This is a genomic window from Paractinoplanes tereljensis (assembly GCF_016862435.1).
Taxonomy (GTDB): Bacteria; Actinomycetota; Actinomycetes; order Mycobacteriales; family Micromonosporaceae; genus Actinoplanes; species Actinoplanes tereljensis.
In genome coordinates, this window is sequence record NZ_BOMY01000020.1 from 119997 (window position 1) to 134670 (window position 14674).

At 69.1% G+C, this 14674-nt stretch carries 14 protein-coding genes and 1 tRNA gene; 10 read left to right on the plus strand and 5 right to left on the minus strand.

Annotated features, from left to right (window positions below):
* The first annotated feature begins 6 nt into the window (after positions 1 to 6).
* Positions 7 to 663 carry a response regulator gene (locus tag Ate02nite_RS13990; protein WP_438871203.1) on the plus strand — a complete coding sequence of 219 codons (657 nt, stop codon included), beginning with the start codon at positions 7 to 9 and terminating at the stop codon, positions 661 to 663.
* Positions 664 to 725: 62 nt separating this feature from the next.
* Here the strand turns inward: Ate02nite_RS13990 and Ate02nite_RS13995 are convergent, their stop codons facing one another.
* A complete protein-coding gene (locus Ate02nite_RS13995; RefSeq protein ID WP_239147392.1) occupies positions 726 to 3632 on the minus strand; it encodes a glycosyl hydrolase in 2907 nt (968 codons plus the stop codon).
* Positions 3633 to 3791: 159 nt separating this feature from the next.
* Here Ate02nite_RS13995 and Ate02nite_RS14000 point away from each other — a divergent pair, with 159 nt between their 5' ends.
* The 3 genes from Ate02nite_RS14000 (at position 3792) to Ate02nite_RS14010 (ending at position 5077) form a co-directional block, all read left to right on the plus strand.
* Positions 3792 to 4199: a VOC family protein gene (locus Ate02nite_RS14000; protein ID WP_203805348.1), complete on the plus strand. Its 408-nt coding sequence runs from the start codon at positions 3792 to 3794 to the stop codon at positions 4197 to 4199.
* A 66-nt stretch (positions 4200 to 4265) separates the two neighbouring features.
* Positions 4266 to 4940 (plus strand): carboxypeptidase regulatory-like domain-containing protein, encoded by a 675-nt coding sequence (locus Ate02nite_RS14005; protein WP_203805350.1) that lies wholly within the window; start codon positions 4266 to 4268, stop codon positions 4938 to 4940.
* Positions 4937 to 5077, plus strand: a complete 141-nt coding sequence (locus Ate02nite_RS14010; protein WP_203805352.1) for a hypothetical protein — start codon at positions 4937 to 4939, stop codon at positions 5075 to 5077. Before Ate02nite_RS14005 ends, Ate02nite_RS14010 begins: the two co-directional genes overlap by 4 nt.
* A 7-nt stretch (positions 5078 to 5084) precedes the next feature.
* Here Ate02nite_RS14010 and Ate02nite_RS48745 read toward each other — a convergent pair whose 3' ends face one another.
* Entirely contained in the window at positions 5085 to 6113 is a 1029-nt protein-coding gene (locus Ate02nite_RS48745; RefSeq protein WP_438871202.1) for a hypothetical protein, read from the minus strand.
* A gap of 150 nt (positions 6114 to 6263) precedes the next feature.
* Between Ate02nite_RS48745 and Ate02nite_RS14020 the strand changes: the two genes are divergently transcribed.
* Complete coding sequence (locus tag Ate02nite_RS14020) at positions 6264 to 7172, plus strand: nuclear transport factor 2 family protein (protein ID WP_203805354.1); 909 nt, start codon at positions 6264 to 6266, stop codon at positions 7170 to 7172.
* A 417-nt stretch (positions 7173 to 7589) separates the two neighbouring features.
* On the opposite strand, the gene Ate02nite_RS14025 is transcribed toward Ate02nite_RS14020, so the two are convergent.
* Genes Ate02nite_RS14025 through Ate02nite_RS14035 form a run of 3 tightly spaced genes read right to left on the minus strand, consistent with a single transcriptional unit; the run spans position 7590 to position 10529 of the window.
* The gene (locus tag Ate02nite_RS14025) at positions 7590 to 8258 is read right to left on the minus strand and encodes a nucleotidyltransferase domain-containing protein (RefSeq protein ID WP_203805356.1); all 669 of its coding nucleotides are present in this window, start codon (positions 8256 to 8258) and stop codon (positions 7590 to 7592) included.
* Positions 8249 to 8842, minus strand: coding sequence for a nitroreductase family protein (locus Ate02nite_RS14030; RefSeq protein ID WP_203805358.1), 594 nt, complete (start codon positions 8840 to 8842; stop codon positions 8249 to 8251). The genes Ate02nite_RS14025 and Ate02nite_RS14030 overlap by 10 nt, the downstream gene beginning before the upstream one ends.
* A 16-nt stretch (positions 8843 to 8858) precedes the next feature.
* Positions 8859 to 10529 carry an FAD-dependent oxidoreductase gene (locus tag Ate02nite_RS14035; protein ID WP_203805360.1) on the minus strand — a complete coding sequence of 557 codons (1671 nt, stop codon included), beginning with the start codon at positions 10527 to 10529 and terminating at the stop codon, positions 8859 to 8861.
* Positions 10530 to 10591: 62 nt separating this feature from the next.
* Here Ate02nite_RS14035 and Ate02nite_RS14040 point away from each other — a divergent pair.
* From Ate02nite_RS14040 to Ate02nite_RS14060, 5 genes are all read left to right on the plus strand, one after another.
* Positions 10592 to 10664 (plus strand) — tRNA-Gly (locus Ate02nite_RS14040).
* Between the two features lie 21 nt (positions 10665 to 10685).
* Positions 10686 to 12221 carry an acetyl-CoA acetyltransferase gene (locus Ate02nite_RS14045; protein ID WP_203805362.1) on the plus strand — a complete coding sequence of 512 codons (1536 nt, stop codon included), beginning with the start codon at positions 10686 to 10688 and terminating at the stop codon, positions 12219 to 12221.
* Between the two features lie 3 nt (positions 12222 to 12224).
* Positions 12225 to 12545, plus strand: a complete 321-nt coding sequence (locus tag Ate02nite_RS14050) for an STAS domain-containing protein (RefSeq protein ID WP_203805364.1) — start codon at positions 12225 to 12227, stop codon at positions 12543 to 12545.
* A gap of 573 nt (positions 12546 to 13118) precedes the next feature.
* A complete protein-coding gene (locus tag Ate02nite_RS14055; protein ID WP_203805366.1) occupies positions 13119 to 13448 on the plus strand; it encodes an effector-associated constant component EACC1 in 330 nt (109 codons plus the stop codon).
* A 146-nt stretch (positions 13449 to 13594) separates the two neighbouring features.
* A complete protein-coding gene (locus Ate02nite_RS14060; protein WP_203805368.1) occupies positions 13595 to 14650 on the plus strand; it encodes a glycoside hydrolase family 26 protein in 1056 nt (351 codons plus the stop codon).
* Positions 14651 to 14674: the final 24 nt, after the last annotated feature.

Genomic DNA, 14674 nt, shown 5'->3' on the forward strand with positions numbered 1-14674 from the left:
CCGGCGATCCGAGTGCTCATCGCCGACGATCAGCCGCTGCTGCGGCACAGCCTGGCCACCCTCATCGGCGGCGCTCCCGGTCTGACCGTCGTCGCCGAGGCGGCCACCGGGCGGGACGCGGTGCGCCTGGCCCGCGAGCTCGCCCCCGATGTGATCCTCATGGACATCCGGATGCCCGGCGGCGACGGCATCGAGGCGACCCGTGACATCACGGCCGGCGCCGCGCCGTCGGTCTGCCGGGTGCTGGTGCTGAGCATGTTCGAGCTGGATGAGTACGTCTATGGTGCCCTCCGGGCCGGGGCCAGCGGCTTCCTCCTCAAGGATGCCCACCCGGCTCAACTTCTCGACGCGGTCCGCCGCACGCACGCCGGCGAGTCGCTGTTCGCACCGGCCATCCTGAGCCGGCTGGTCGAGCACTACGTGGACCATCCGGCGTTCTCGGCCGCCGGCCACCTCCACCAACTGACCGCGCGGGAGACGGAGGTGCTCACGCTGGTCGGTCGCGGGCTGTCCAACACCGAGATCGCCGATACCCTGCTGATCTCGGTCAAGACCGTCAAGACCCACATCGGCAGCCTTCTCGCCAAGGTCGCCGCCCGTGACCGCGCTCAGCTCGTCATCACCGCCTACGAGGGCGGCCTCGTCGCTCCTCGAGTGACATGACCCGGGCGGTTGATCCACTGCACCGCCCGGGGTCCGTCACCGTGAGCGAGGCACCGAGGAGCTCACTGGTAGGGCAAGGTCACTGTGGACAGTGCGCCGAGCGAGACCGTGCTGGGCGCCGCGCCGATCGCGCTCCAAATCTCCACCTTGACCGTGCCGTTGTCCAGGTTGCCGAAGGTTCCGGTGGTGGTGATCTGGCCGGTGGCGTCGGTGTACCGCTCCCAGCCGGTGACCGGATCGGTGGCGAAGTAGCGGAACGTCTCGACCCGGTCGAACGTGCCGTCGCCGGTCAGGTCGTAGGAGACACGGACCTGGGTGGCGTTGCCGACCGCGGTGCCGGCGTCGACCGAGATGCCGAAGGCGGTCGCGACCCCGGAGCGGTAGGTCAGGTTGAGGCCGGTCGCGGTGAACGTGGTCGGCGAGTGCGGCTGGTTGTCGTTGGCGCCCGAGGCGGTGGCCACGGTCGCGGTGCCAGCGGTTCCGGCGGCAGCGGCCAGTGCGCCACCGCTCTGGAGATATCGGACCGCTCCCCCACCGGTCGGCGGCGGCGACGTGGTCGCGGTCGGGGTCGGGCTGGTGGTCGGGCTTACGGTCGGCGTCGGGCTGGTCGTGGTCGTCGGGCTCGTGGTCGGCGTCGGATTGATGCCTCCGCCGGTCGCGTTGCCGCCGGACCAGTTCTGCGCCCCGCTCGCGACCGTTCGACCTGCTGGCACCGCGAGCACCTTCCCGTCCGAGAACGTCACCGTGATCGCCGCATTGGTGATGTTGGCCGCGACGTACGTCTTGGCGCCGTTCTTGCTGAACACCCGGTAGAGCGGATGATTCGCGGTGACCGTGAGGTCGGTCGTGCCGAGGGCGGCCAGGTTACGGATCCAGTGGAAGGTGTGCGCCTTGGTTTCACCCTCCTCGGGCGTGTAACCGCTGCCGGCCCGGAACTTGGCGAGCGCCGCGTCCCCGTCGCCGAGCGCCAGATACTGCCAGGCGATGTCCTGCCACAACGCCGGTTCGTGGCCGGCGTTGGTGACCATCTCGGCGTAGTTGCGCGTGACGTACGCCGGGTCGTTGCCGAGGTAGAAGTGGCCGCCGGTGACCGGCAGCATGTTGATGCCGTGGATCTGCTCGGGCGCCGAGGCGAACCAGGTGGAATAGGCGCCGCCGTCACCCCAGACCATGCCGACCGTGTTGTGGCCGAACGCGGCCGGGAAGTTCTCCCCGGTGGTGTCGAACCAGTACTCGTTGATCGCGGCCTGCTGCGTCGTCCAGATGAAGACCCCGGCGTCGCGGATCGCGGTGTTGCCGGTCGCCTGCCCCCACTGGATCAGGCCGTTGGCGAAGTTCATCCCCTCCGACGAGGACTCCTGGTTGTTGCCGGCGAAGAACGCGCCGTGCCCGGCCGCCCAGTCATGACCGGCATAAATATCGAAATCCCGCAGGTACGGGAACCGGGTGTCGCCCCGGTCGTAGTTGTTGGCGTCCCGGATCAAAAGATCAACCATGCCGCCGTACGCCGAGGTAGCCGCCCAGGAGGGGTCGAACTTGGCCAGTGTCGCGGCCGCGGCGATGAAGTAGCCGTAGTGGAAGTGGTGGTCGTTGAGCTCGGCATCGGACCCGTAGGACGCCGGGTAGCCGATCAGCGTGCCCCAGTTCTTGTCGTAGTAGAACAGCTTCTGGGTCTTGCCCGAGCTCGCGGTGAACCAGTCGGTCAGCTGGGCCCGGATGGCGGCGAGCGCGGTGTCCCGCACGTCGGTGCGGCCGAGCTGGTCGGCGATCTCGGCGATCCGCGCCCCGACCCCGAGGGCCTTGCCGGTCCAGTACGTGTCGTTGCCGAGCACGTTGACCGGGTTGCCCTTGACCTGGTCGAGGTAACCGTTGAGGGTGGCCAGGTCGGCCCCGCTGCTGTCGGCCACCGCGGGCACCTCGGGCAGCACCCCGTTGAACACCGCCGAGGTGGTGAACGACGAGGCCCCGACCAGCACCTTCATCGCACCCCGGGCGGTGACGTAGGTCGGCGCGATCGGGGTCGCGCCGGTCAGTGCCCGCCACTGGTGCGGATACAACCCGATCACGGTCCCGGTCCCGGTTCCCTCCCGCGCGGTGGTCGTATACGTGTACGTGGTGGCGACCCGGCTGGTGCTCGGGTTGTACGAGTAGGACACCCGGGTGCCGGTCACGTGGTTGTGCGCGTAGGTGCCGTAACTGGTAGCCAGAGCGACCTTGTCGGCGACGCCGGACGGCAGCACGGCGATCGAGAAGTAACCCTTGCCGGCCAGGGTGGAGGTGATCACGTTGCCGCTGACCGTCCAGGTGGCCCCGGTCGGCGCGTAGGCAACGTAGTCCTTGCCGGCGATCGAGTACCCGATCCGCGCCCCAGAGTTGGACCACACGGTAGGCGTACTCTTCGCGGTGATCTGGGCATTTCCGCCGGTGACCTGGAAGTAGGCGAACGGCAGGCCGTGCCCGATGGTCGCCTTCATGGTCCGGGTGCCGTCACTCCAGTACGGCGTGACGGTCCAGTCGGTCCAGCCGTCGACCAGGGTGCGTGGCGCGTTCAGCCCGGCCACTCCGGCGGTGAAGTCCTCCTGGTAGATGTAGTGGTACTCGCCTACCCCGGTGGCCGAGCCGCTGATCTGCGGCGTGGTGTTGTAGGAGAAGCCCAGGCCGCCCGCGGTGGTGTCGTAACTGATCGGGTGCGCGTGCAGGTTCTCGCTGTAACTGCAGTCGAACTTCTTGAAGACCAGCGACGACCACCAGTCGTTGGTCGGCACCGGACCGGCCGGCGCGTTGGCGGTCATGAACTGGCGCGGGTTGGTGGCCAGGTCACCACAGCCGACCGGCAGGCTCGCCCCGGCCGGCAGGGTCTCGGTGTAACTGCCCGCACCGACCGTGCCGGCGTCCGCGGTCCCGCTGAGAGCCACCGCCCCGACCCCGGCCACGACCGCCGCCAGCACGACCGTTCTAGCACGTCGCACCACAGATCCCATCACGCCTCCAGCTGGTGTGAGAGCGCTCTCTCGTGCCGAAAACTGTAATTGTGGACAGTGGATGTCGTCAATATTTCAAGCTCATTAACGGCACGATCGGTCAGTTTTCGAGAAGCCCCTGCCCGGACGCGCCTCTAGCCTCGGCTGATGATTACCAAACTGAACGTCGCAACGATCTTCGTCCTCGACAAGGACGAGGCACTGGAGTTCTACGTGGGCCAGCTCGGCCTCGAGAAGGGCAACGACGTCCAGCAGGGCGACTACCGCTGGCTGACGGTCCGCGTGCCGGGCGGCGACGGCACCGAGATCTCCCTGGAACAGCCCGGCCCGCCGCTGCACGACGAGGCAACTGCCCAGCAGCTGCGCGAGCTGATCGCGAAGGGCGCCCTGAGCGGCCCGGTCCTCAACACCGACAACATCCAGGAGCTGTACGAGAGCCTGAAGGCGCGCGGTTTCACCGACTTCACCCAGGAGCCGACCAGCCACTTCTACGGCACCGACATGGGCCTGCGGGACCCGTCCGGCAACGCGATCCGCATCCTCCAGCAGGGCTGACCGGTTTACATCGGCGATCGTGATTGCTTGGATTCCCTTATCTGACGGGGGAATCCAGGAGGTTAAATGTTCACCATTCGGGGCCGGCGAGCACTCGCGACGGTTGCGGCGGCGATGCTGGCCGGCCTTTCCATACTCACCGGCGCAACGCCCGCGCAGGCCCAGCACGGCCCGCTCGGGCAGCCGACGATCACCTTCCCGGACGGGTCGGAGTCCGTCGCCGGCGGCACGGTGACCGTCACCTTCGACGCCGGCGGGGATCGACGGGTCACCGGATTCCGCTACAGCCTGGGCACCACCGACCTGGGCCTGACGGCCACCGCCACCGAGCGAGGCGGAACCGCCACGGTCACCCTCGGCGTCGGCACGATCACCGGCGACCGGTCCCTGGTCGCGGCGGTGGTCGACGGTCACGGCCGGGTGGGTCCGATGACCCAGGCCGCGATTCATGTGACGCCGACGTACCAGTTCACCGGCCGGGTGCTGAACGCGGCCACCTTCCTCGGCGTACCGGACGTCGTCGTCACGCTAGAACCGGGCAACCTGCAGGCGACCACCGACGCCGACGGCGAATACGCCTTCGCCGCGGTCCCCGTGGGTTACTACACGGTCTCGGCGACGGCCGAGGGCTTCTGCTCGCCCAGCCAGACCTTCCTGATCTCCGGCCAGGGCGTGGAGTACGAGATCTACCTGTTCGCGCTCGACAGTGAGGTGTGCTCGCCGGCCGAAGTCACGAGTTGACGATCGAGGAGGGCCACGGCGCCCTGGCTCGCCCGCTGCCGGAAAAGCATCTTCCGGAGCGAGCCAGGGATCCGCAGTGGACGCCGGATCGGGTGATCGTCGAGCTGCGCCCGGACCGCATGCACACCGGCCGGTAACTCGCGGTCAGTTGACGACGCGCAACTTCACCGCGTCGAAGGCCGGGGTCTGGTTGGCCCGTTCCATCATCGGGATGCGGTGCGAACCGTCACCGGCCCACGACGCGCACTGCGCGGTGCCCGAGGTCGGCAGGCCGGCCACCTGGATGGTCACCGTGTCCGGGGCCTTGCCGCCCTGCTTGTCCTCGGTCGCCACGAAGAACGCAGGTACCGGAGCCGGGTCCGGGGCGACCTTGGTCGAGGACAGCATCCGGCAGGCGGTGTGGAAGTGGCCGCGGACGATGCCGTTCTGCAGCACCGAGCTCTCCACGTAGTAACCACCGGCACCGGCCGCCAGGAACCGGTCCCGGATCAGGTTCCGGGTGCTCACCTTGAGGGTGAACGGGGTGTTGACCTTGACCACCGGCGGCGACTGCGTGATCAGCAGCGACGCGTCGTTGGCGGCGCTGGCGACCTCACCGAACTCGGTGGAGACACAGCGGTCACCCTTCTGGAAACCGTCGTGCGCCAGCAGCTTGCTGGTGTCGCAGCTGTTGGTCAGGATGCCGAGGTTGGCGCCCGGCACCGCGGCGGCCGGCGCGGTCGTCGCGACCGGCTGCGCGTTGCCGTTGCCGTTCTGGCTGACCGTGCAGACGCCGAGCTGTTCGGCGTTCAGGTTGGGCTTGTTCGCGAACCGGCCGATCGCGATCTCGATCCGGTTGATCGTCGAGACGCGCTTGTCCTTGAGCGGGCCGAGGATCGAGTTCTGCACGAAGTTGTTGCCACCCTGGCCCTTGGTGGCGGCCAGCCGGTTGTTGGCCTCAGCGATCTGCTTGTCGAGCAGTTGAAGGTTGCTGTTCACGTCGGCCTGCGCCTGGGCCGGCACGGCCACACCGATTTTCACCTGCGGGCACACGATCGTGGGCGTTCCCTCCGCCGCGGACGCCACCCCCAGCCCAACACCGGTGACGGTGATCGCGACGGCGACGACAGCGCCGATCCGCCAGCGACGCGAGTTGACACGGGAACCCCTGATCCGGGACTTGTACATCGCCATCCACGCCTTCAGCCAAGAACAACTGGTTGTCTCTGGCCACAGATACGGGAGCGCTCCCACCCGGGTTCAATCCGAATGGATGAATCTTACGACTACGGTGGGGTCATTCACACCGGTGCCGCAGAGGAAGCGTCGCAGAGGAAGCCGAAGATGAACAGTCCACGTGAGGTGTTTCTCCGGTTGGTGCAGGGCGTCTGTGACGGTCCCTACGAGGATCTGGCCGGGCTCTACGCCGAGCAGACCCACGTCAGCCACCCGTTCCATCCGCTCGGGCCGGCGCCGCTCACCAGCCGGGCCGAGCTGCACGAACACTTCACCGCGCCGCCGCCGGAAGCCCGCACGCTGAGCCGCAAGCCGGTCGACATCACCGTGCACGAGACCACCGACCCCGAGGTGATCGTCGCCGAGTTCGCCTACCAGGGTCACGTCGTCGAGACCGGCGAGGCGTTCACCGTGCCGTGTGTCTTCGTCCTGCGGATCCGGGACGGGCTGATCGTGGAGTCTCGCGACTACATCGACCCGATCGCCAGCGCCCGGGCCTGGGGCCGGCTCGACGACCTGCTGACCGCCCTTCGCCCGGCCCCGGCGAGCCAGACGCTGGACATCGACCGGCTGGAGCTCGAAGAGCTGGCGGAGGCGCTGCAGGATCAGAACGGGTACGAGCGTCGCTGGCTCATCCACCCGGTCACCGGCGAGCTGACGTTCTGGACCGAGGACACCGGCATCGACGGCAACAACCCGATCGACCTGGACGAACTCGACCCGGACCTGATCCTGGTGGAACCCCTGCCGTCCCGCATCTGGTTCCGCGACATGGCCGACTTCGCCGTGCGCTCGGGCCAGGACCGGCTGACCCGGGCCCTGGAGGGAAAGGGCGCCTTCCGGCGCTTCAAAGACGAGCTGCACCAGCGCCACCCCGACCTGGTCTCGGTCTGGAATAAATTCCGGAACGTACGGGCGTCCCGCCACGCCGTCGACTGGCTGCTCGACAACGCCCTGATCACCGAAGACCAGGCCCAGCGCTACCGCACCGAACACCCCGACCCAGACGTGCCTTGACACACCTCTGAACATCTTTCGGACTCGAGGTCTGGCGTTCCGCACTCGCCGCACCGATCGACGCGCGCCGGTTTCCAAGAGCTGCCCACTCTCGCCGGGGGTGGGCTTACGGAACTGGCGGATTTACCCATAAAGAAAGATCCCTTTTCCGTACGCGTCGGTCCGCTCCCGTGGCACTCGGTCCCGCTGAGCGGAACTCACCCTCCGCGCGCCCGCAACGGGCGGTCCCGGCCCAAGACCCCAACCCCACCCACCCCGCCGGCGGAATGGTTTGTTCGGTTGCGCGAAAGACGCGGCACGCGCCGGTGATGCACGCTGGTCGCGCGGTGGCGGCGGTCGGGGGTAATTGCGGTTGTCGACGGTGTCAGCCGTACCGGAAAAGGGTTTGTTTCTCGGGACCCTGATCCTGAAAGGTGCCTAGCCGGCGGCTGAGCTGATCAAGGCGAGGTCGAAGCCCCAGGCATCCAGGACGTCGCCGTGGCCCCTCTCGCGGGCCAACTCGGCCACGGCCGGGAACAGCCGTAGCGCGCCGCCGGCGACCTTCGCCGGTTGCAGCTCGGCGGTCCAGAACGGCGACAGTGGATAGGTCGCCAATTCCCAATCAAGATATTTGTTGTACGGGCGGAGCCGCCCGTGCAGCGCGAACACGGTCGCCAGCAGCCACGGGATGCTCTCCATCTCGTCGAGCCGGGCAGCCTCCGGGAAACCGTCGCGGCGGCTCTTGACCGCGCGATAGAGCTGGTTGACATAGGCGTCCAACCCGGCGCGCGCCCACTCGGCCGCCTCCGCCGCGGTCGGCGTCGCCTGCCGTTCGACGAGCGCGGTGATCTGGCCGTCGAGCCGGTCCAGCAGGACCTGCGCACCCCGGTAGGCGTACCGCTGCCAGGTCGTAGAGGTGTCGGCCAGCGCCTCCACCGTGCACGTCACCTGATCGAGCGCGGCGGTGCGGACGTCGTGCCGCCACGGCGTGGACTGCTCGGCCACCACCACGACCAGGTCGAGGTCGGAATGGTCGGTGGCGGTACCCCGGGCGCGGGAACCGGTGAGGACGGCCCCTAGAACGTCGGAACCGAACGTCAGGTCCATCGGCCCCGGCGGACCACGTCGTCCTTGGGGCGGCGCCGGCTGCTGAAGTCGCGGGCCGGCTCGTCGCTGTAGCCGATCGAGATCGCGCCGATCGGGTTCAGGTGCTCCGGCACGCCGAACTCCGTACGGAAATGGGCGACCCGGTCGGCCGGCAGGCCGAAGAAGCAGGCCCCCAGCCCGGCGTCGACGGCGGTCAGCAGCATCAGCAGCGCGGCGAAGCCGGTGTCGATGTCCCAGTAGGGCGCCGGCCACCACGCGTCGGACCGGTCGCCGTGGCCCTTGTCGGCCTGCGCGTACCGGTCGAGGTAGGCGTCCTTGTTGGCCAGCGGCACGATCAGCAACGGCGCCTGGACGTTGGCCGCGAACCACCGCTCGGGGTCCTCGTCGGGGCGGGCTGAGTCCCGGAAAAGAGCGATGTCGGCTGGAGTGTCCAGGACCAGGAAACCCCAGCCCTGCGAGAAGCCGGCCGACGGGGCTCGCAGCCCGTTGTCGACGATGCGGTCGATCACCTCGGGCGGCACCGGCCGGTCCGGATCGTAGGAGCGAACCATGCGGCGATGCCGGACCACGTCCTGAAAGTCCATTGTGGCAACGTACCGTTCAGGCGCGGAACGCGAGGGCCTGGTGAACCGAGCGGACCGCGCTCGCACCCTCCCCCACCGCCGCCGCGACCCGCTTCATCGACTCCGAACGCACGTCACCGGCCGCGAACACGCCCGGCACGCTGGTCTCGAACGCCAGCGGCCCGCGCCCCACCCCGGTCCAGCGGTCCCCCAACTGCACGTCGGTGGGCAGGAAGCCGTTGTCGTCGAGGGCCACCCCGGTCAGCCAATCGGTCGCCGGGGCAGCGCCGATGAAGCAGAACAGCCCGAAGCAGCCGCACGATTCGGGCTCACCCGCCGACGTCAAGGTGATCTCGGAAAGGCGGTGGGCCCCCGAGAGTGCCGTGACCTCGGTCGCCGTGCGCACGGTGATGCGCGGCTCGGCCAGGATGCGGTCGACCAGGTAGCTGGACATCTTGGCGTACAGATCCTGGCCGCGGACCACCAGCGTGACCTGCCCGGCCCGCCGGGCCAGATAGATGGCCGCCTGGCCGGCCGAGTTCGCGCCGCCCACCACCGTCACCGGCAGGCCGGCCACCGCCTGCGCCTCCAGGTCGGTCGCCGCGTAGTAGATGCCGTTGCCGACGAAGTGCGGCCAGCGGTCGAGCGGCAGGTTGCGGTAGGCCGCGCCGGTCGCGACAAGCACCGTGCGGGTCGGGATCTCGGTGCCGTCGATCAGCGTGATCACGTGGCCGTCCGGGCCGGAGTCGAGCGACGCCACCGCGCACGGGCTGGCCAGGTGGGCGCCGAACTTCAGCGCCTGCACCGCGGCCCGGCCGGTCAGCGCCGCGCCGCTGAGCCCGAACGGGAAGCCCATGTAGTTCTCGATCCGCGAGCTCGCGGCGGCCTGGCCGCCGGTGGCGACCGCGTCCAGCAGCACGGTCTCCAAACCCTCGGATGCGCCGTAGACCGCGGCGGCCAGGCCCGCCGGCCCGGCGCCGACGATGGTGAGGTCGGCAACCCCTTTGGGCGTACGCCGATAGGTGAGTCCCAGATGCTGGCTGAGGATGCCCGGATTGACCCGGCGGAGGGTTTCCCGGGGGGTGACCACCGCGGGCAGGTCGTCGTCGGTCAGGCCGGCCTCGGTCATCGCCTTCCGGCCCTCGTCCGAGGTGTCGGTGAGCCACAGGTGCGGCTGCTCCTGCCGGGCCAGGAAGGTCTGCAACGCCAGCCCGCCACCGGAGGTCGGGTCGCCGATCACCTCGAGGTTGCGGCCGGTGCGCCGGGCGAGCAGCACCCGCCGGGCCACGAACCCGCGCAGCAGCAGGTCGCTGAGCTCGGCGTCCTGTGCCATCAGCAACCGGAACCCGGCCGGGTCGATCCGGTGGATCACGCCGGCCTCGGCGACCCGCGCGGACAGCAGCCGGGTCTGCCCGGTGAGCAGGTTCAACTCCCCGGCGAACTGGCCCGGTCCGGCCGACAGGAACAGCTCCTCCGGCGCGGTCGCGGTCGGCGTCCCGACGATCTCGACAGTCCCGGTCTCGACCAGGATCAGGTCGCAGTCCTCGTCGCCGACGTCGAACAGGATGTCGCCGACGGCCACCTCGTGCCGGCTGCCGTACGACACCGCGCGGCTGAACAAATGCGGCTCGATCTGCGGAAACGCGTTCGCGAAGAGCTCGCTCTCCTGCTCGCCGAGCTCGGGAAACACGGTTGGGTAGGTCGACACCCCGGAATCGTCGCAGAGCCCTCCCACAGTCGCCAACGGGCGTCCGGTATGGTTCTCCTAACGCGGACGTAGCGCAGCTGGTAGCGCATCACCTTGCCAAGGTGAGGGTCGCGGGTTCGAATCCCGTCGTCCGCTCTTTTCCTCCCGGGAGTCGCGGTGCTGGACCCTCGTACACCGGTGGTGGTCGGCGTCGGCCAATTCGCCGAACGCCTTGACGATCCGGATTATCAACATCTTTCCGCCGTTCAGCTGGCCGCCATCGCGGCCCGCGCGGCGCTGGCCGACACCGGCGCCGATGTGATCAAGGTCGCCGAGGCGATCGACGTGATCGCCGGGGTGCGGCAGTTCGACATCTCGGTGCCCGGCGCCGAGTCACCGCTGGGCCGCTCGGACAACTTTCCCCGCTCGGTCGCCTCCCGGCTGGGCGCGAAACCGCGCCGGGCCGTCCTCGAGGTCACCGGCGGCCAGTCACCGCAGCATCTGGTCAACGAGTTCGCCGCGGCCATCGCCGCCGGCGAGGCCGGCGTCGTCCTACTGGCCGGCGCCGAAGCCATTTCCACCATCGAGGCGTACGCCGAGGCCGACGACCGACCGGATTTCACCGAGCACGCCGACGGTGACCTGGAGGACCGCGGTTACGGCCTCGACGGCATGATGTCGATGACCCTGATGGCGCACGGCCTGGCCGAGATGCCCGCGCAGTACGCACTGCTGGAGAACGCCCGCCGCGCCCGCCTCGGCCTGTCCCGCTCCGCCTACGCCGACGCGATGGGCGCCCTGTTCGCCCCGTTCACCGAGGTCGCGGCGGCCAACCCGATCGCCGCCTCGCGGGTGGTCCGGGACGCCACCGAACTCGCCACCACCGGCCGGCCGATCACCGACCCGTACACGCTCTATCTGGTGGCCCGGGACAAGGTCAACCAGGGCGCCGCCGTACTCCTCATGCCGTTGTCCGAAGCGGACCGGCTCGGCGTGCCGGCCAACCGCCGGGTTTTCCTGGCCGGCCACGCCGACCTGCGCGAACGCGACCTGATGGAACGGCCCGACCTGGGTTCGTCGCCGGCCGCCGCGGCCGCCGCCCGGCACGCCCTCGAGGTGGCCGGCATCGGCCCGGGCGACCTGGCCACGATCGACCTGTACAGCTGCTTCCCGATCGCGGTCTTCACCGTGGCCGACGCGCTCGGCCTGGCCCCGGACGACCCGCGCGGCCTGACCGTGACCGGCGGCCTGCCGTTCTTCGGCGGCCCCGGCAACAACTACTCGATGCACGCCATCGCCGCGACCGTCGAGCGCCTGCGCGGTACACCCGGTTTCGGCTTCGTCGGCGCCAACGGCGGCTCGATGACCAAGTATTCGGCCGGCGTCTACAGCTCGACCCCGGTCGCCTGGGTGGCCGACGACAGCGCCGGCGTGCAGGCGTCGCTCGACGAGGTCCCGGTGGTCACCGAGGCCGAGGAGGCCGACGGCCCGGCGACAATCGAGACCTACACCGTGAAGTACGGCCGGGAGGGCCGCCGCCGCGGCATCGTGATCGGCCGGCTCGACGACGGCCGGCGCTTCGTCGCCAAGGGCCCCGCCGACTTCCTCGCCGACCCGGCCACCGAGCCGATCGGCCACCGGGTGGAGGTCCGCTCGACCGGTCTGGCCAACGAGGTCACCGTGCCGGTCCCCGGCACCCCGGGTACTGTCTGACGAATGGCGAACGACCCCACGATCCGGTACGCAGAGGTCGATCCCGACGGCCTGGTGCAGGCCACCCTGACCGGCGAGCTGGACCTCGACCGAGCCGACGAGGTGCGCGACGACCTGGCCGCCGCGTCGGCCTTGCCCGGCTGCCGCTACCTGCGGGTCGACGTCAGCGAGCTGGCCTTCATCGACTCGTACGGCCTGGGCGCCCTGGTCAGCGCCCGCAACAGCGCCGCCGCGAACGGCGTCACGCTGACCCTGGCCGAGCCCTCCCCACCGGTCCGCAAGGCCATCGAGGTAACCGGCCTAGGCAACGTCTTCGGCGTTTAGCCACCTTTCACGCTCAAGGTCCGGCTTCCGCAGAATTGCCCGATCCTGCGAGAAAAGCGCAGATCCTATTTCCGTACGCGTGCTGCTCTGCTCACCTCGGGTAGCGCCACGTCGGCCGCCCCGGGCAGCCGGCGTTTTGCGGCTTTTGCACCTCCCATGCGGGCCGATTCCGCGTCCGGGGCCTTCCCCGGCTGCTGCGGCTCACCAGGGGTGAAGACTTACCGCTCGCAGCGAATAGGAACTCCGCAAGATCGCGCCGGTCCTCGGCCTGGATTCCGGCGCTTACCCGTGGTGAGCAGTGCAGCGCGTATAGGTGAGCAGAGCAAAGCTCTGGGGTTGGTGTTCGGTTGCGCGTCTGCCTGCGGCCGAGGGCCCGGCCGGCGTGGGGTCGGGCCCGCCCGCAGCGGGCGCGCGGAGGGTGAGTCGCGCCTGCCGGGACTGAGTGCCACGGGAGCGGGCCGGCGCGTACGGAAAAGGGAAGCGTGGCAAATCCGCTCGACCTTGCGGGGCCGGAGGTCTTCGCCGGCAGGCGGGTCGATGATCGATCGGCGGCGCCGATCCGTATTCGCGGGTGTGGAAGCTCGTATTGCCGTTGACGGGACTGAGGCGGACCGGGTCTCGCTCTGGGACTGGCTGTTTGACGACCCCGACCTGCGGGATCTGCTTGGGCGGGACGCCAGCATCGAGGTCAACCGGCGGCTGGAGTATGTGGTGGTCGTTGAGGGGCCGGTGGCTATCTGGGCCACCCTGGCCCGGTCGCTTGCCTACTGGGTGGTGCGGCGGCAGGTGGGGATCCGGCTGGCCGGGCCGCACGGGCATAGCGCTGTGGTCGGGCCGGACGGTGATCCGGAGATGGTCCTCCGGCGGGTGCTGGGCGCTCTGGAATTCTCAACTCCGGCCTGACGCAACCGATCCCCAGGGCGACGAACGGGGGTCTGGACAGCGCAACCGGGCAGCACCGGAACGGGCACTTGTCGTGCACCGTACGCCCGGCAATCTTCTCTCCATGCCCGGCGCGACAACGCGCCGGACAACGCGGGGGAGATTGAATGCTGCGCAAGTCCGTGTACTCGCTGGCCGCCATGATCGCCGGTCTGGGTGCCGCGTTCGCCGGAACCGCCGGGGCTCAGGCCGCCGACGCTCAGCCGACGAACGCCGCCAAGTCCGCCTGCGTGACCGACGCGAAGCTGGTGCCGAGCTGCAACGTTCTCTGGGGTGCCGCCGCCGGCGGTTTCACCGGTAAGCCGCGCGACCTCGAGCTGAAGAATTGGGAGAAGCTCAGCGGCCGCACCTCCACCATCTTCCACACCTACCACAAGGGTGACGAGAAGTTCCCGACCGCCGGTGAGATCGCGATGAGCAGCGACCCGGCGCACCCGCGGGTGCTGCTGATGAACTGGCGCGTCGAGTACGGCTCGAACTGGCGCAACGTGGCCGCCGGCAAGCTGGACCGCCGCATCGACGCGTTCGCCTCGCGGGTCAAGTCGACCTACGCGAACAAGAAGTTCTTCCTGATCCTGAACCACGAGCCGGAGGACGACGTCCGCACCGACGCTCGCTCGGGCATGACCGCCAAGGACTTCGCCGCCTCGTTCCGGCACGTGATCAAGCGGCTGCGCGCCCAGGGCGTCAACAACATGGTCAGCGTCGTGGCGTACATGGGTAACGAGAAGTGGATGGCGCAGTCCTGGTGGAAGGACCTCTACCCGGGCAACGACGTCACCGACTGGATCGGCCTGGACTCGTACGTCAGCTCTGAGCCCGGCTACTACCACCACGGTCTGTTCGGCGACGCGGTCAACCGGCGCGCGCCGGGCGGCGACGGCTTCTACGACTGGGCCGTCAAGAACCACAAGGGCAAGCCGATCATGATGGCCGAGTGGGGCGCCTACCACCGCATCAACCGGGTGTTCGACAAGTCCGCGCAGTTCAACAGCGTTCTGCCGGAGCTGGCCAAGCGTCCCGCGATCAAGGCGATCGTGTACTTCGACACCAAGCGTGACCAGTTCGGTGACCGCGACATCAGCATCAACAGCTCGGCCCGCAGCCTCTCGACCTTCCGCAAGCTGGCCGCGAACCCGCTGTTCAACGTGCAGGTCCGATAATTTGCTAGCCGCCCGGCCATCTGG